The organism is Bradyrhizobium sp., from assembly GCF_035484855.1.
GTDB lineage: Bacteria > Pseudomonadota > Alphaproteobacteria > Rhizobiales > Xanthobacteraceae > Bradyrhizobium.
Genome location: NZ_DATHOP010000273.1, coordinates 21,216 through 38,174, shown reverse-complemented (window position 1 = coordinate 38,174; position 16,959 = coordinate 21,216). Strand labels below are relative to the sequence as shown.

The 16,959-nt window shown below is 59.5% G+C and carries 14 protein-coding genes; 6 read left to right on the top strand and 8 right to left on the bottom strand.

Translation table 11 applies throughout. The annotated features are described in order from the left end of the window. Nucleotides 1-7 precede the first annotated feature (7 nt). Both VK804_RS30920 and neuB read right to left on the bottom strand, forming a co-directional pair. Complete coding sequence (locus VK804_RS30920; RefSeq protein ID WP_325752084.1) at nucleotides 8-682, bottom strand: formyltransferase family protein; 675 nt, start codon at nucleotides 680-682, stop codon at nucleotides 8-10. Then, nucleotides 661-1,791: an N-acetylneuraminate synthase gene (gene neuB, locus VK804_RS30915; protein WP_325752083.1), complete on the bottom strand. Its 1,131-nt coding sequence runs from the start codon at nucleotides 1,789-1,791 to the stop codon at nucleotides 661-663. The genes VK804_RS30920 and neuB overlap by 22 nt, the downstream gene beginning before the upstream one ends. Before the next feature lie 190 nt (nucleotides 1,792-1,981). On the opposite strand from neuB, the gene VK804_RS30910 reads away from it, so the two are divergent. The 3 genes from VK804_RS30910 to VK804_RS30900 all read left to right on the top strand — a co-directional run bounded on the left by VK804_RS30910 (nucleotide 1,982) and on the right by VK804_RS30900 (nucleotide 5,274). Further along, entirely contained in the window at nucleotides 1,982-2,719 is a 738-nt protein-coding gene (locus VK804_RS30910; protein WP_325752082.1) for an acylneuraminate cytidylyltransferase family protein, read from the top strand. Further along, nucleotides 2,716-3,900, top strand: a complete 1,185-nt coding sequence (gene neuC / locus VK804_RS30905) for a UDP-N-acetylglucosamine 2-epimerase (RefSeq protein WP_325752081.1) — start codon at nucleotides 2,716-2,718, stop codon at nucleotides 3,898-3,900. The genes VK804_RS30910 and neuC overlap by 4 nt, the downstream gene beginning before the upstream one ends. 162 nt (nucleotides 3,901-4,062) lie before the next feature. Then, on the top strand, nucleotides 4,063-5,274 hold the full coding sequence (locus VK804_RS30900) for a hypothetical protein (protein WP_325752080.1): 1,212 nt from the start codon (nucleotides 4,063-4,065) through the stop codon (nucleotides 5,272-5,274). Here the strand turns inward: VK804_RS30900 and VK804_RS30895 are convergent. Next, nucleotides 5,249-6,154 carry a phytanoyl-CoA dioxygenase family protein gene (locus tag VK804_RS30895; RefSeq protein WP_325752079.1) on the bottom strand — a complete coding sequence of 302 codons (906 nt, stop codon included), beginning with the start codon at nucleotides 6,152-6,154 and terminating at the stop codon, nucleotides 5,249-5,251. The two genes, VK804_RS30900 and VK804_RS30895, sit on opposite strands and share 26 nt — an antisense overlap. A gap of 211 nt (nucleotides 6,155-6,365) precedes the next feature. Here VK804_RS30895 and VK804_RS30890 point away from each other — a divergent pair, with 211 nt between their 5' ends. The 3 genes from VK804_RS30890 to VK804_RS30880 all read left to right on the top strand — a co-directional run bounded on the left by VK804_RS30890 (nucleotide 6,366) and on the right by VK804_RS30880 (nucleotide 10,532). After that, nucleotides 6,366-7,922: an MBOAT family O-acyltransferase gene (locus tag VK804_RS30890; RefSeq protein ID WP_325752078.1), complete on the top strand. Its 1,557-nt coding sequence runs from the start codon at nucleotides 6,366-6,368 to the stop codon at nucleotides 7,920-7,922. Further along, nucleotides 7,897-9,066 (top strand): hypothetical protein, encoded by a 1,170-nt coding sequence (locus VK804_RS30885; RefSeq protein WP_325752077.1) that lies wholly within the window; start codon nucleotides 7,897-7,899, stop codon nucleotides 9,064-9,066. The genes VK804_RS30890 and VK804_RS30885 overlap by 26 nt, the downstream gene beginning before the upstream one ends. Nucleotides 9,067-9,479: 413 nt before the next feature. Further along, nucleotides 9,480-10,532 carry an NAD(P)-dependent oxidoreductase gene (locus tag VK804_RS30880; RefSeq protein WP_325752076.1) on the top strand — a complete coding sequence of 351 codons (1,053 nt, stop codon included), beginning with the start codon at nucleotides 9,480-9,482 and terminating at the stop codon, nucleotides 10,530-10,532. Between the two features lie 211 nt (nucleotides 10,533-10,743). Here VK804_RS30880 and VK804_RS30875 read toward each other — a convergent pair whose 3' ends face one another. From VK804_RS30875 to VK804_RS30855, 5 genes are all read right to left on the bottom strand, one after another. Further along, nucleotides 10,744-12,381 (bottom strand): hypothetical protein, encoded by a 1,638-nt coding sequence (locus VK804_RS30875; RefSeq protein WP_325752075.1) that lies wholly within the window; start codon nucleotides 12,379-12,381, stop codon nucleotides 10,744-10,746. 200 nt (nucleotides 12,382-12,581) lie between these two features. Further along, entirely contained in the window at nucleotides 12,582-13,979 is a 1,398-nt protein-coding gene (locus VK804_RS30870; RefSeq protein WP_325752074.1) for a hypothetical protein, read from the bottom strand. Then, a complete protein-coding gene (locus VK804_RS30865) occupies nucleotides 13,979-15,205 on the bottom strand; it encodes a LegC family aminotransferase (RefSeq protein ID WP_325752073.1) in 1,227 nt (408 codons plus the stop codon). Before VK804_RS30865 ends, VK804_RS30870 begins: the two co-directional genes overlap by 1 nt. Nucleotides 15,206-15,207: 2 nt before the next feature. Beyond that, nucleotides 15,208-16,206 carry an NAD-dependent 4,6-dehydratase LegB gene (locus VK804_RS30860; protein ID WP_325752072.1) on the bottom strand — a complete coding sequence of 333 codons (999 nt, stop codon included), beginning with the start codon at nucleotides 16,204-16,206 and terminating at the stop codon, nucleotides 15,208-15,210. Between the two features lie 300 nt (nucleotides 16,207-16,506). Further along, nucleotides 16,507-16,848, bottom strand: a complete 342-nt coding sequence (locus VK804_RS30855) for a hypothetical protein (RefSeq protein WP_325752071.1) — start codon at nucleotides 16,846-16,848, stop codon at nucleotides 16,507-16,509. Nucleotides 16,849-16,959: the final 111 nt, after the last annotated feature.

The window sequence follows — 16,959 nt, the reverse complement described above, 5'->3', positions numbered from 1 at the left end:
CCGTTACCTATGCCAGCGGCTCGCGATTCGGCACGTCATACCTGAATTCCGTGCCGCCGATATTGATCGTCGGCCCGGGACGACCCGGATAGACCGTCGCCCGCACCCTGCGCGCGATCTCTTCGTCCGCCATGTCAGGCGAAATGCTGCACAGTTCGTCCAGCTGCGCCCTGGTGAATGGTCGGCGCGACCAGGAAGCGGAGGCCTCCGGCAATGGTTTGCCTGCGGCAATGTCGATCAGAATGTCGTGGTAGAGCGACAGCATTACGACCATGGTCCTGAATTTCAGCGTCTCGACGGTTTCATTTTCGAGCACCCGGAAACGCCGTTCTTCAACGATTTTTCCGCGATCGACCTTCTCGACCATGTGGTGACAGGTTGCCCCATAATACGGCGCGCCTTCATAGAGACAGAAGTTGTAGCATCCGATGCCCGGGTAATCGCAGGACGCCGGATGAAAATTGATCGCCATCTTCGCGGCTTCCAGCACCTGCTTCGGAACAATCCACGGCGACAAGAACGAGATGAGATAGTCCGGCTTAGGGCGGAGCGACTGGCCCGGGAAGCGATCACCCAATGTTCCCTGAACCCAACACAGCCCTTCGCCAAACACGATTTGGGCGAGCTGACCGGCCTTTTGGCACCAGGCATCGCGCTTCGTCAAGACGACGACTTTTTCCATCGGTCGCTCTCCCTGGTTTCACTAGAAGTCGATGTCAAGCAAGACTCGTTGATCATGTCATCGGACGCATAGTCGCGATTCGCGGGACGCCCGAGAAGCTCCCAATAATGTTCGGGTGACATGCCGTCGCCGGGTCTTTTCACCGCGACGTTATCCGCCGTATAAGGCTCCCCCCTCGTGATTTTCATCGCCGCGACCAGACTGCGCCGGGCCATGCCGCGATTCGAAATCTCTTCGACCGCGGGAATCTTGCGCCCGTCGCCGATCGCAAGCTCCACCTCGCGAATGGATTCGATCATGGCCGCAAGTTCATCGGGCTCCAGCGACGCCCGATGATCGGGACCGGGGAGCGAGCGGTCCACGGTGAAGTGTTTTTCGATAGCAACGGCGCCGAGGGCGACAGCAGCAACCGCAATGTGAAAACCCGCGCTGTGATCGGAGAATCCCACCGGCAAGCCAAAAGCGCCGCGCAGCGTCGCCATTGCCGTAAGATTAATCGAATGTGGGATGGCCGGATATTCCGTGGTGCAGTGCAGAAGCGTCACCTTGTTCTGCAGTTCTGCCCAGGCTGCATGATCGAAAAGTGTCCTGGAGAAGTCCCCGCGGGTCGGCGTCCGGCCCGCCTCGCGCAAATATCCGAAGGCGATCACGCCAAGCGCCTGTTCGACTTCCGCGAGCGTCGCCATCCCGGTCGACAGGATGATCGGCAGACGAAACCGTGCCAGGTGCAACAGCAACGGTGCATTGGTCAGATCGCCCGAACCGACCTTCAAAGTGGCGACACCGATGGACCTCACCAGATGCGTCGCGCTATCGGCGTCGAACGGCGTCGACATAAAGGTAATGCCGGCGGAAGCGCAGGCCTCGGCAACGCGGCGCTCGTCGTCCCCGCTCAGTTCCAGGGCGCGCAGCATCTCAAACTGTGATTGTTCCCTGCCAGTCGTAGTCTGCTGGTAGTCCGCCTTGCGGGCGCCGGCAGTGGCAAGTTTATTGGCGCGAAATGACTGGAACTTGACGACGTCGGCGCCGGCGCGCGCCGCCACCTCGACCAGCTCCAATGCACGCGCGCAATCGCCGTTGTGGTTAACGCCCGCCTCGGCAATGATCATTGTTCGGTGCTTCATGGGTCCCCGGCAACCGACAAATTGCCCCTCGAAATCAGGCGGTTGTCTTAGTCGAGTACATTGGTAAAAGCAACGCGGGCGAGCTGGAGGCCCCTCCGGGCCCGTCTTGACGGGAAGATCGCGCCAGCTTTCGCCGATGCTCGCGGCGCGATCAATGGGGACGAAGGTGACTTAAATGGAAATATTGTTCCTGCTGGTCGGACGCGGCGGCTCGAAGGGATTGCCGGGCAAGAACCTGCGCGAGATCGGCGGCCTCAGCCTGATCGGCTACAAGGCGATATCGGCGCGGCAGTCGCGTTATTGCTCGCGCCTGATCGTGTCGAGCGATAGTCCGGAGATCCGGGCGGAAGCAAAGCGCCATGGCGCCGAGGTGCTGTTTTCGCGTCCCGCCGAGCTTGCGACCGATACCGCCTCTTCCAATGACGTGATCCTCCACGCCATGGACTGGATCGAAACCCATGAGGGCCGCCGTTACGACGCGATCATGGTGCTGGAACCGTCGTCGCCATTCGCCCGGTCCGGGCATTACGATGAGGCCGCCGAACTTTTCAAGGCGCGCCGTGCCGGCCTGGTGGTCGGACTGCGCGAGACCGAGGTGTCGTCGATCTTCATCGGACCGCTCGGCAAGGACGGCTCGATCGGCGCCATCGTCGACAGGATGCTGACGACGCCGGCGCTGCGCCGGCAGGATCAACCGCCGGAAGTGACCATGAACGGCGCGCTCTATCTGATCGGCTGGGATGCGATGCGAAGGCATCGCAAGGTCTATGCCGATCCGGCGGCGAGCTACGGCATATTGATGGACCGGCTGCATTCGATCGAAATCGAGAACGCCGCCGATCTCGCCTACGCCTGCTATGTCGTGGAGCACGGGTTACTCGACACTTCGTCCTGGCGTCAGGCCCGGACATGAGCGCCCCGCCCCGACGGATCGCGGTGGTCACCGGTTCGCGGGCGGACTACGGACTGCTTCGCGGCATGCTCCGCGAGTTGCAGGGGATGGGCGACGTCGACCTCAGGCTCATCGTCTGCGGCATGCATCTGGCCGACAAATTCGGCGCGACCTGGCGCGCCATCGAGGCCGACGGCTTTTCGATCGCAGCGAAGATCGACCTGCAATTGAACGACGATCGTGCCGAGACGATCGCCCGCAGCACCGGGATCGGCGTGATCGGCTTTTCCGAGACGCTCACCGAACTGGCGCCGGATCTGTTGGTCCTGGTCGGCGATCGCTTCGAAATCCTCTCGGCGGCGGTGGCGGCCACGCTGCTCAACATCCCGATCGCCCATATTCACGGCGGCGAAGTCACGGCAGGCGCCTTCGATGATGCGATCCGCCACGCCATCACCAAGATGGCCAGCCTGCATTTCGTCGCCGCCGAGCCCTACCTGCGGCGCGTCATCCAGATGGGAGAGAATCCGGAATTCGTCTTCAACGTCGGCGCGCCGGGCCTCGATGAGGCAACGGCGGCGCCCGCGCTCGACCAGCCTGCCCTGTTCAAGGCACTTGGCATTTCGGCAGGCCCCAGCCGTTTCCTGCTGGCGACCCTGCATCCGACCACAGCGCGGCCCGACGCCGATGCGAAAACCGTCGCGGCGATGCTAGGGGCGCTGGCGGCGATCGAAGACCACACCATCATTTTTACCGGTGTCAACGCCGACCCCGGGCATCGGTCGATCGACGACGCGATCCGCGCCTTCGTGGCGGCGCGCCCCGGCCGCGCGCATCTGTTCACCTCGCTGGGCAGCGAACGGTACTGGGCAGCGCTGCGGCTGGCCGACGCGGTGGTGGGCAATTCCTCGAGCGGCATAGTGGAGGCGCCGGCGGTCGGAACGCCGTCCATCAACATCGGCGATCGCCAACTCGGCCGGTTGCGCGCGTCCTCGATCATCGACTGTCCGCTCGACCAGGCGGCGATCCTCGCCGCACTACAAGGCATCCTGAAGGGCCGGTTCCATCCGGATGCCTCGCGTGAGCCGCCCTATGGCCGTGGCGGCGCCTCGAAGAAAATTGCTGAAATCATTCGCAAGGTGGACTTCGGGCGGGCCTTCCCGAAGCATTTTTGCGATCTTACGCAGTTCGTGTCGATATGAGCCTGACGGGCGTCACCAAACCACGACACCATGCAGGTCACGAGCAATATGCTCTCTAGAAAATTACAACGTGCGCTCCGAACTGCGGCTCGGCCATTCATCGGGAACGCGAGCGTCAACATCCTTCTGGTACGCGCGGCAACACTTGCGAGCCGGTTTCTGTTGTCGATTATCATGGCGCGGGCGCTCACGCCAGAAGACCTCGGCTATTTCGGCCTGCTGTCGGCTGCATTGCCGTTCGGTATCGTCCTGATCGGTCTGGAGTTCCATAATTTCCTGGTTCGGGAGCAGGTTCTCGCCTCTCCGCAGCAGCGCGTCGATCATATCCGCAATCAAGGCGCGCTCTATCTCTGTACCTATCTGGTAATGTTATCGGGCGCCGCGGTCTTTCTGTTATTCCGACCGGACCTCCTGATTACGGCATGCTGGTTCATTGCCCTGCTCGCAGTCGAACATCTGAACATCGAGGCGTTCCGGAATCTGATTGCGTTCGGACGTCCCCTTGCGGCCAACCTTGTGTTGCTGGTCCGTGGCGGTCTGTGGGTCTACTTCGTCGGCGCCGCAATGGCATTCATACCGGCGATCCGTCACGTAGAAACCGTCTTTGTCGCGTGGTTGACGGGCGGCGTTTGTGGAGTCCTTCTGGCTTTCACACTGTTTCGAAAGTTGCCCTGGAAAGAAGTGCGGTGGCACGGGATAGACTGGAGATGGATAGCAGGCGGTCTGAAAACTTCGATACCCTTCATGCTGATTGTGGCAAGCGTTCTGACGAGCACCTATAGCGACAGGTTCTTTGTCGATGCCTACCTGCAGAGGCGGGACGTCGGAATCTACAGTTTCTACTCCATGCTCACGATCGGCATCCAATCGCTGATAACAAGTGTCTCTCAGCAATATTTGCCCGTGATCATTGCAGCCCGGCGCCGCGGTGCGCTCGCCCACAGGGACTCGCTCCTCGGTTTCACGAAAACCTTGATCTTGTTTTCAGCTGCGGCCAACACGCTGGCAATCTTTGCCATTTTTCCGTTGCTTTGGCTGATCAACAAATCCGATTATGCAGCGAATCTGACTATCTTCTACGTCCTGCTCGCAAGCTCCGCGTTCAGGGGGTTCGCGGATGTTCCGGCGCACGCTCTTTATTCGGCCGGCGCCGACCGCGATCTCCTCGCGAGCAACATTGCATCGGCCCTGACGGCGATCTTCCTGGACCTTTTACTGATTCCAACCCTGGGACTCTTGGGTGCTGCGCTTGGATCGCTCGCCGGAGGCTTGGTTCTGCTTGTCGCAGAAGGCGGTTTTGCTGTGGTACGTTTCGGCAAGACCTGGTCAGTCGCCGGGGGCCGGACAATCATTGCCGCAGATAAACCCGATTGATATATGGGTCCCACCGGGCAAGCTCGTCTTTTCCGCTCGAGCGGAGGAAAGGTTGCTTCGGACTGTAAATCAGCGGCCTCAGCGAATAGAGCACCTGGAAGATCAAGCGCGGCCTGGTGGCGGCAGGTATTCCGCGGTGGATGCCGAATGTATTCTCCAAGAAAACGGTCCCGGCTGGTCCGACAAAGCGCAGAATATTGTCGGATCCGAATTCCCTTGCCACCAGGTCTTCGGGCAAACGCCGCTTCGCCTCGGTATGTTTGTTGACACGATGCGAACCGCGCACGAACACATGCGGACCCGAAGCTTCATCGACATCGGTAAGATAAACGAACAATTTGATGAACCGATAATCGTCGATGTCTCGATGAAACATCTCGGCATGTTCGGGCTTGCCGTCCGCGCGGGGCAGCGACCACCATGCCGACATCGCGGCGATGGTGGGCTTTGCACCGAGCATCGCCGCAACCACCGCAAGCACTTGCGGGTGATTTGCGATTGCAAAGGCATGCGGGGCGCCCGCAACCGTTTCGATGGAATAATTGGCGACATGAGTCTCCCGCGGAGGATTCGTCGGTCCGCGAAAGTGGCCGAGATGCGGGCGGTACGGATCGTAGCAGTCCCTGCCGTTGAAATAATCCACCATCTCCGGAATCCAGGACGGCCGAATGATGTCCGAAAGCGGGCAGTAGCCTTCCGTTCTAAGTGTTGACACCTGCTCCTCGTTGAAAATACCCTGGTACCGCGGAAGACGTGCAGCCAATGCGTCAGCGTATCTTTCGCGCTTTTCCACGTCGCCGACCCAGCGCTGGATATAAAAGCTCCTGTCGCGGCGATTGGTTAGCTCTCTTGCGCGCTTGACCAGTTTTGACAGCAACATGCTTCCCTTCCTTCGGTGGGGCCGTGCCAATATTGGAGAAACAAATAGTTCCTATTCGGACAAGCCTTAGTCAAACACTCAATCGATTGCAATATTTGCAATATTCGGGCGCATCGCCTAGGTTAATAGTGTTTGTGTTCGGACGTCACCGTCCGAAATCACGGTGCAAATCCCGCAAAACATCTGGATGCGCGCGCCAACGGTATTGTGAATGCTGTTCAACTCCCTTGAATTTTTGGTCGTGTTCCTGCCGATCACCACGTTCGGCTTTTGGGTATGCCGCCGATGCGGAGACGTCCGCTGGGTCATCTTGTGGCTGTTCGCGTGCTCGCTCGTGTTTTACGGCGCATGGGAGCCCTCCTACGTCCTTCTGATTCTCGGCTCCATCGCATTCAACTACGCCGCAGCGATGCGAATCGCTCGAACGCGATCGCGATGGACGTTGGGCATGGCGATAGCCGTCAACGTCGCGGTTCTCGGATATTTCAAATATGCGAATTTTATCCTGCTGACCTACAGCACCGTGTCCGGCACCGATTTTCACCCTGTGGCGATCATCCTGCCGCTCGGCATTTCATTCGTGACCTTCATTCAGATCGCTTTTCTTGTCGACGTTTACAACGACCGGACTGACGACCTTGGGCTTCCGAAGTATGCATTGTTCGTCTCGTATTTTCCGCATCTGATAGCAGGGCCGATCATTCATCATAAGGAGGTGATGTCGCAGTTCACCAACGAACGCATTCGGTCGGTGTCCCAGTCGGACGTCGTCGTGGGGCTCAGTTTTATCGTCATCGGGCTCTTCAAGAAGGTCATTATGGCCGACACCCTGACCGGGTACGCCTCCCTCGGCTTTCGGCTCGCTGCTGACGGACAACCGATCAGCTTTTTCGATGCCTGGGGAGCAGTGCTGGCTTTCACCTTCCAGATCTACTTCGACTTTTCGGGATACAGCGATATCGCAATCGGATTGTCGCGCCTGTTCGGAATAAGGCTCCCGATCAACTTCAACTCGCCCTACAAATCGGGCAGCATCATCGAATTCTGGCGGCGGTGGCACATCACGCTGTCGCGTTTCCTTCGCGACTACGTTTATATTCCGCTGGGAGGAAACCGCGGCGGTGGATTCCGAAGATATCTGAATCTTCTGGCGGTGATGCTGATCGGCGGATTGTGGCATGGTGCCAGCTGGCTGTTTGTGGTCTGGGGCGGCCTGCACGGCGTGTATCTGGTCGTGAACCATGCGTTTCGCTATGTGATGCAGTGGCCCACCATCGTCAGATCCGGCCTTCCGCGAATCCTCGTTCCCGCGTCCTCGCTTCTGGCGTTTCCGGCGGTCGTCTTCGCCTGGGTCTTCTTTCGCGCAAACACCTGGGGGGGCGCCATGGTCATGCTTCACGCGATGCGCGGCGCAAACGGGGTACTTCTGCCGGAGCGATTTCAGGCGTTCCTTGGCCCGTTTCGCGACACCGTCATGCAACTCTTTCACATGCATACCGGCGATCTCGTCACCTTTCACAGCTTGCGGGCCATATTGTGGGTGGCGATGTCGGCGTTGTTTGTGTTACTGCTGCCGAATTCCCAGCAACTTCTGGCAAGGTTCAAGCCGGCCCTGGACCAGATCTCGGTTCCAGACAACATGCTGTATCGAACCCTGACGTGGCGCCCAAGCCCGGGCTCCGCTGTCGTCACCGCGCTGGTCGCGATAGTGGTGCTCCTGAAGATATACATAGGTACCCCAGGTGAATTCATCTATTTCCAGTTTTAGACGCTGGCTCGTCATTTTCTTTGCACTCATCCTGGGTGTCTGGATTCCATTTCTGGCTGCGTCCGAATGGATGCTGCGGACGTATGTGCTGCCGGTCGATGGGTTTGAAGAAATTGTCCGGCGAATAAATAATTCCAACACACCGAATGCTGCCTTTGGAGATTCTCACGCGGCCGCAGTCTCGGATTTTAACGAGAAAGGTTTTGTCAATCTCGGACTGGGGGGAACAACGATCCGGCAAATGTCGGAACGCGCGCACTACTATTTCACCAAAGTCAAACCTGGAGAGGTCATCATCGAAGCCGATTCACACCTTTTTGCGGACTATCGTCTGGAAGCTCCAGGTGTTCACGTTCCGGACTCCTATGCCTTGCATCGGCTCGCGGTCTTTGATGAACGCCATCGCGGATTCCTGCTCGACTACTGGGAGCGATTCAAAACCGAAGGCCTGAAGCCAAAAGAATCGAACCGTCCCGATCAGCTTTGGAAGATTACAAACGGACTGGCCAGTTCGGAAGCGCCTCCACCAGCGACCAACTCGGCAACACCTCCATCGGCGACCAACGTAGCAACCCAGCCGACACCCCAAGCCCCCGCGCCAGCCCAGCGGCAACCCGATACCAGCATACCCCCTCCTCCTGCCGAGACGGTTGTGAAGAAGGTCTCGGCAGACAGCACGACCCCATCAGTTCGGCCGGCACCCCAACAGCAGGCTGCTCCCGTGGCGCCCGACAAGGATGCGAGCGAGCCGAATGGCGGCAGGGGTGCCACCGGCACGGACGCCGAATTCAACGCGTTTATGGACTATGAAGTTCGCACCCATACGCCGGTAGACGATTTCCGGCAGCGCGACGAAGCGCGTATCTATGCCGAAATGATCGACTTCCTGATAGCTCGCGGCGCGCGGGTATGCCTGATGACCTATCCGGTCGATCGCTTCTACCGCGAACGCGCGGACAACATTCCGACCTTTTTGGAGGTCAGGCAATTCTACCAGAACCTCGCAAGAGAGAGAAACATTCCCTACGTCAGCTTTTGGTCCCGATTCGATGATCCGGCAATGTTTCAGAATACGGATCACGTGGGCCCCAGGGGTTCGGCGATTCTGGCAAAGGAGGCGCGCCGCGCCTGTTTCTCGGACTGAAAAATTGCCTGCAATTCCGTTGCGTCAAGACGCTCCCGACGGCAATGGGATCCGTCGCGGCGGAGTGGTTGAGGTAGTCGCTAGTTGTTCGGGAGCGAACGTGGCTGCTTTGGCGCGTGATACGCTGTCCTTGCGAACGAACGCGAGATTGATCTGATCCGAGGGCCAGCGTGAAGCCGTCGAGCACATCATTTGCCCCGAACCCGGCATCGCTTCCGAACGCTATTTCGACTTCGATGACGGCGCGAACCTCAAACCCCAAGCGGCCTGGGACGTTTGAAGAAAGTGTATCCACACGCGACAGACGCAGCCGAAGATTTCCAACACTTGTTGATCGGACGAAAACCGGCTGAGATGATCCCATTCATCAATTTCCAGACGGGTATTCGGTTGGTCCGATTGAACAATTTGGATTGCAAATTTGCAATCGACTGGCCGGTTTGGTAAAGCACCGTGATAGACTGGTCAAGCGACTGCTTTTTCTATCAAAAATAGCGAATTGCGCGATGAAAGTTCTGGTAACCGGCAGCTCTGGCTTTATTGGCCGGGCGTTGGTGCGGCGACTGAAGGCTGCGGGCTGGGAAGTCGCCGGCCTTGACAAGGGATCCGGCACGGCATCGAAATATGTGTGCAACATCCTCGACGCGGCGCGGCTGACCGAATCAATTCAGGATTGTTCGCCGGATGCGCTCGTTCACCTTGCGGCGCGCACCGATCTCGACGAGAAGGCCACGCTTGCAGGTTACGCTCCCAACATCGACGGCGTACAAAACCTGATCGCCGCGGTTCGTTCCACTCCTTCGATCAAACGGGCGATCTGGACTTCGTCGCAGCTGGTATGCCGCGTCGGATATGTCCCGCGCGATGATACCGATTACACCGCCGATACGCTCTACGGCCGCAGCAAGATCCGCACCGAACAAATCATCCGCGAACAGGACGGCGCCGGCCGCGATTGGTGTCTGGTTCGCCCGACGACGGTCTGGGGGCCCGGCATGAGCCCGCACTATCAACTGTTCCTTCGAATGATCCAGCGCGGACATTACTTCCATGTCGGACACAATCCGCTGTGGAAGTCATACAGCTATATCGAGAACATCGCCTTCCAGTACATGCGGTTGATCGAAGCGCCTGCGGAAGTGATCCACGGCAAGACGCTGTATCTGGCCGACTACGAACCGATCGATTTGCTCGCCTGGTGTGACGCGTTCCAGCGTGCCTTCCAGTCGAAGCCGATTCCGCACGTGCCGCTCGTCCTCGCCCGGACACTCGCCTATTGCGGGGATGCGGTGAACGCGGTCGGGGTGCAAAACTTTCCGTTCAATTCGTTTCGCCTCAATAATGTGCTGACGCAGTATCGATTCGACACCACGGCCACCGAAGCGATCTGCGGACCGCTGCCCTACACCATGGAGCAGGGCGTCATAGAGACCGCGGCATGGGTTCACGGAATGACTAAGCGCTGACTGTCCGGCCAGAACATGATCCGGAAAAGTGAGCAGCGGTTTTCCTAAAAAGATCATGCTCAAACAAAAAGGTAGAGCGGGATGACGATCCGAATGAAATCATCGCGCTCTAGTACTCGGAATCAGAGCTAAGTAATCCGACCGCGTCCTCGTTGTGGTCCAGACGAAGGGTTCAGCTCTTGAATCGCGACTGTACCAACAATAGTGGGTGCTAGGCTAGCATTGCCGGCCTCAGTTCTCGACGCCGTCGCCCGGAACCGGTGCTCAGGCTCGAGAAATCGGCCGCAATTCCGACGATTGCGAGCGACACCAAGACCATTGCCGAGTTCGCAATTCCCAGCGGGCCCTGAATAGGACTCAGCAGGATGCTTGCGAGAATAAATGTCAGCAGGAGTGGGGGCAGCACAAGTTCCGAATGTCTGGTTCCAAACGCGCTCCAGCCAGCGACAAATCCCCAGATCAAGATGTAGATGCCCGCCCCGACGGCGCCGAAATCAATATAAGCAGCCGCCCAAACCGTGGGGAAAAAGCCATAAATATTCGCGGATTTCAATTGCTCGCCCATCGACGCCAGCAACCGGTTTTGCGGAAAGAAAACCCGAAGAATCGGCGACAGCACACCGATTTCGTAAATGCCCCAATTCGGGGTGAACTGCTCGCGCGCATGCCAGGTAAGATCAAGCATGCTGATGCCATGAGTGAGATAAAAGTATGTGCTCAACGCGTTTGTGAGAATGCGCGGCGAGAACCGGCCGGACTCGATCGCCGACAGGACGTATTCGCGCGGCGTCACGTTCCAAGATTCCTTCATCTTCGCTACCAGCGCCTCGATCTCGGCCGAATGCACCGCTTGAGTGGCAGCTGACGAAAGCTGACTGGCGACCGGCGAAGGCTTTGTCCCATCGACCATTCTGGTCAGATCGGCAGCACTGATCGAATCGGCCGATCGCCGCTGGCCGGTCTGCGCGGCTTGAGGCCGATCAAACCCCGGCCGCAGATTCTGGCGAGGTTCTGTTTTTCGAGGAACCGAAGGGGTGCTGGCCGGCCCCGCCTGCGCGAGGTCGCGCTCTTTCATTCTTTCCTGCAGTTCCAGGACCAATCCGCCCACTCGAGCACAGAAGGCTTGCCGACTCGACCACACCGCACTGGAATAGACGGCGAACAAGATGAACGCCACGACCATCTTTATCAGCAGGTGGCGGCCTTGCGGCACGATCCGCCGTCCCTGGCGAATGCGGACCAGCATGACGGCAAGGATAAGGGTAGCGACGAACAAAATCGGCATGCGGCCCGAATAGAGCAGCGCATAACCAACCGGAGAGAGAATCGAGAGCTGTGCTGCAATTGCTGCTCCTCCATTTATCTCCTCCCCCTTGAGGAGAAACAACAACAGTGAAGCAAAACCGAAAGAGAAGGTGAGATATCCCAGGTAAAGCAGGGGCGTTCGCTGAATTTCGATGAAATTGACCACGTCCGGCGCGCATCGCAATAGCTCCGCATATCCCCCAAGGCCAACACCGCTCAATATCGTGCGATCAACCGCAATCAGCGCAATTCCCGCTATGCCTAGAAACGATGTTGCGGCCACAACCCTGTTCAGCGTCCGAGCTGACGGCGCCGGCAGGTCCGGTCGCTGCCGTGACCAGACATTGAAACACCAGGCACCGGCTGGTTGCGCCAGGGCAAATAACGAGACGCCGGCGGCTACCACCACCAGCACGGCCAACGAGGGTTGCAGGGGATATTCGATGGGTCCGATTGCCACAACGATCAAGCCAGCGCACCACACTGCGGCGATCAGGATCACAGGTGACGACAACACGCTAGCAATCTTCAGAAATGGGTGCATTGCAGTGTTTGTAATTGCGCCAAGCCAATGTTTCTCTTAGCAAGCTCTAATTCGCGCTGCAATGAGAGGCAGTGCTTCGACCCCTACTGATCTGGCATCGTTAATTTAGGCGCATCCATCCCAGCAGGGGTGCGCGCAGATGAATTCGCATCGTGTCGTCATCTTGGCGGTTCCCCGGGCCGAAACAAGCTGCGGGCCCGTTAGCGCGGGGTGCGGGAAGATTTGGGGTGCCCCAGCAGCCTCGGCAGATACGCATTCAGCGACCGCGCCAACGACTCGACGGCGTCGCGCGTAGTCTGGCTTTCAGGATCGAAGCCCTGCCAGGTAAAATAGTCACCTTCGATCCCGATCGTCAACAAATGCCGGACTATTTCGCGGCGCGCCGCGGCCAGATCGTCGGGCGGACGCCATTGCTTGAGCCGATCGATCAAACTTCCGATCTCTTTGAAGCTGGCGACATCGACGAAGTACTGACCTGTCGCATAATAGGGTGCGGTGACCACCGAGCAAAGTCCGGCGAGCGCGGCCTGAAAGCCGATGGTACCGGTAAAGGTGACCGAGACGGCGCAGTGGCCGATCAACTCGCCGGCCGGCACTTCATAGGGGACCAGCACTACGAAGGGCAGCTCCGAGAGCCGCTGAATCAGCTCACGTTGGCGAAACCCGAACTGGAGCGGGTGGTCCTTCACTAGGATGAGATAGCCGGCTTCCCCGAGCGTCTCGCAGTACCGCACCACCACATCGTCATGCGCGAGCATGTCATGCGATTCCAACCAATAGTCCATCGAGGCTTCTGGAAATAGCTGAAGCCCTAGGAAAACGCGGCGTTCGCGCGGAGCATCAGCAAGTCGCGCCTCCCAATTCTTATCCAAGAGACTCAGGACTGCGACATCGCCCACGCGAATCTTGTGCTTGAGGCGCTTTAGCGCGTCCATATAGTGCGCGTTAAAAGGATCTCGCCGGAGGAAACGCAAGACGTTGAAGTAGGCCCCGCGCAGCGCGAAGTAGCCGAACAGGCGCCAAAACCTCCAGACCGAGAACTTCTTCGCCCTGCGGACATAGGTCGGTGCGAAGTCCTCCTTGCAGAGCACACTTACCGCGGCATCAACCTCGCTGTCCGAAGGTTCGCGAAGGTGGACCGGGCGTCCCCGGCGCATGAACATGACTTCGCCCGGGACGATCGAAGTAGTCATCTCCAGAAGATCGATGCCGCGAGCGAGAGCCGTTCGCGCCATCACATCCATGACGTAACGGTCTATGGTGAAGGTTAACACGAGGTTAGGGTCAAGCTCATCAAACGCGCATTCGATGGCTTGTGTCATACTCCCGATCATCTGGAGCGCAAGCTCGCGCTCCAGGCTTCGCAGCAACCGGCAGCGCAGGATGATTTCGGCGCATCCCTGCTCGCCGAATCGCGCGACCGCAGCACCGGCCGGGTCGCCGCTGCGCATGAAGCGATAGAAGTCGTCGACCAGCGACCAGTCGCCGTCGCGGCGCAGGTCGCTCAGCACGATGACCTCGGCAAAATCAATTTGCGAACCGAGATATTTCCACCACCGTGTCGTGTTGTGAATCGTAAAAAAGATAATGCGGGGCATCAACTTTCGATCGCTGTTGATTGCTCGCTGGCGGCCAGGAACGGACTGCTGGGCAGATTGATACAGCGCGCATGCATGTCTTCGGCGACAGGCAATCGCGCGCGCGGGCACTCGCGATACATCGGAAGCAGGTGCATCGGCGTCCACAGCGGCCTGGCGTGGACGCCCGCGGCGTGCAGCGCCGAAAGCAGATGATCGCGTTCAACGGCGTATCCGCCGTCGAGCACGAGCGTATTGAGCCAGTAGTTGCTGCGCGCCCCCTGCGGCTCGCGGTAGACGCGGACCCCGGGAAGATCGCCGAATATTTCGAGGTAACGCTCGGCCAGTTCGCGTTTGGCCGCGACGAAGCCCGGCAACCTTTCCATCTGGGCGCATCCGAGCGCGGCGTTGATGTTGGGTAGCCGGTAGTTGTAGCCGATTTCGTCATGATCGAACGACCATGCGTGCGGCTTTTTCGCCGTGGTGGTGAAATGCCGGGCACGCATCGCATATTCGTCATCGTCGGTCAGGATCATTCCGCCGCCGCCGGTGGTGATGATCTTGTTGCCGTTGAAGGAGAGCACCGCGGCATGGCCGAAGGTGCCGCAAGCCCGCCCCTGCCAGGTCGAGCCGAGCGATTCGGTTGCGTCCTCGACGACGACGACGCCGTATTTCGCGGCTACCGAAAGCAGCGGGGCCATATCGACGGGGTGACCGAAGATGTGGACGGGGACGACGGCGCGCAGACGCCGCCCGGTCTGCCGGTTCACCAGCTCGCCGTTACGCCGGACCGATATCTCCGCAAGGTGCGCCTCCAGCGCCGCGGGGTCCAGCCCCAGCGTATCCCAGGTCGAATCGACGAAATGCGGAACCGCGCCGGCATGGCTGACGGCGTTCGCGGTCGCCACAAAGGTGATCGACGGCATGATCACCTCGTCATTTGGCTTGACGCCCTCGAGCAGCAACGCCGCGTGCAGGGCCGCGGTGCCGTTGACGACGGCGATGGCGTGAGCCGCTCCGGTCGCCGCGGCCACCATCTGCTCGAAGCGGTCCACGTATTTGCCGGCGGACGACACCCAGTTGGTGTCGATGCAATCCAGCACGAATTCCCGCTCGCGTGCGCCCAGCCGCGGTTCATGCAGCGCCACCGGGCGGGCGGCCGGTCCAAGAACGGTGTCGACCGCTTCGAGCACGGCCCCGATGTCGAGCGCGGCGCGGCGGCTGGGTACTGTGGAGGGGCTGCTCATGCTCACAGTGTGTAGACGTTCTGGCGATAGCGCGAAAGATTCTCGTTCTTGGTGAACCAGGCGATCGTCTGCTCGAGACCCTTGCGCAGTCCCTCGACACCGCCGAGCCGGGGCGACCAGCCAAGCAGCTTGGCGGCCTTGGCGTTGCTGGCCCAAAGGCGGTCGACCTCGCTGCGCTCCGGACGAAGCCGGACGGTGTCCTGTTCGATTTCGATCTTGGCGTCCATCAGCTGGGCGATCAGTTGCGCAACCTCGCCGATCGAAATCTCGAACCCGCTTCCGATATTGACGACCTCTCCGATGCCGGCCCTGGTCTCGAGCGCGGCGAGAAAGCCGGCAACCGTATCGGCCACGAAGTTGAAATCGCGCGTCGGGTGGATGCTGCCGAGCTTGACGGCGCGCTGACCCGCCGCGATCTGGGTGATGATGGTGGGAACCACCGCGCGCGCGGATTGACGCGGACCGTAGGTATTAAAAGGTCGCACGACGGTCACCGGAGTGCCGAACGAACGTTCGAACGACAGTGCGAGCTGGTCGGCGCCAATTTTGCTGGCCGAGTAAGGCGACTGTCCCTGCAGCGGATGCTGTTCGGTGATCGGGACGAATTGCGCGGTGCCATAGACCTCGCTGGTCGAGGTATGAACCACGTGCGAGATGTCCCAATCCCGCGCCGCCTGCAGCACGTTGAGCGTGCCGCGAATATTGGTTTCGACGTAGGTGTCCGGCGAGTGGTAGGAATAGGGAATCGCGATCAGGGCCGCCAGATGCAACACCGCATCGCATCCCTTCATCGCGGTGCGCACGCCGTTGGGATCGCGGATGTCGCCCGAAAAGAATTCGAGCTGGTCTCTGATTTCGCGCGGCGACGAATCCAGCCAGCCACAGGAGCCCATGCTGTTGTAATGCACGAACGCGCGCACGCCGAAATTCCTGCGGACCAGTTCCTCCGCGAGGTGCGAGCCAATGAATCCAGCAGCGCCGGTTACCAGTATTTTTCGCAAGGTCGCGTCCCCAATACCCTCTTCATTTTGCCGAACGCCCGAACCCGGCAGGGTCGCTTCTAAACATTACGGCGGACGGAAACCAGTTCGAAAGAGACAATAAACACAGCCCGCGCGGCTATTTTCCCGCCGCCCCGTCCCGTCGTGCTAGCAAAATCCTACCCGGCATTGAACCGGGTTTCCGTGAGGCCGCTCATAATTCTTATAACACGTTGATAAATATTGACTATTTACAAAGTCCCTCATTCTTGGAGGGTGGCCCGGCCAGTTCGCCAAACCGGGGCGCGGCGGCCGCGCCGATCAAACCAGATCGATCATCGGCCGCTGCTGTTCCGGCTGATTTCGGCGAACATCGGCGGCGACAAGATTCTGCTCTGGTCGCGATAGGCATTGGGAAATTGTTCGGGGCGGATGGCCGAGCCGGCGGTGGGCGGCAACAAACGACAACGCCACGTGATAGTTGATCGCGGTCTGCACGCCGCCCGGGCGCGGATGCCTGATCGTATAGAGATGATGGACGTGGGTGCGATCGGCGGCGACGTCTGGCAAGACCACATCCTCGATCTGGTTGAGGCCGGCGTCGTAGAGTTCGGCGGCATCCTGACGCGCCCGAGCGGGGTGATCGCGCGCATGAACGCTCACGACATCGCCAAAGAACCATTCCGGCCGAGGATGAGCCGGGCCGAAGCGGCCGGCTTCCAACGGACATCGCGCTTGCGAATTCCGAGTTGTACGCTCCTGTCGATTGAGATA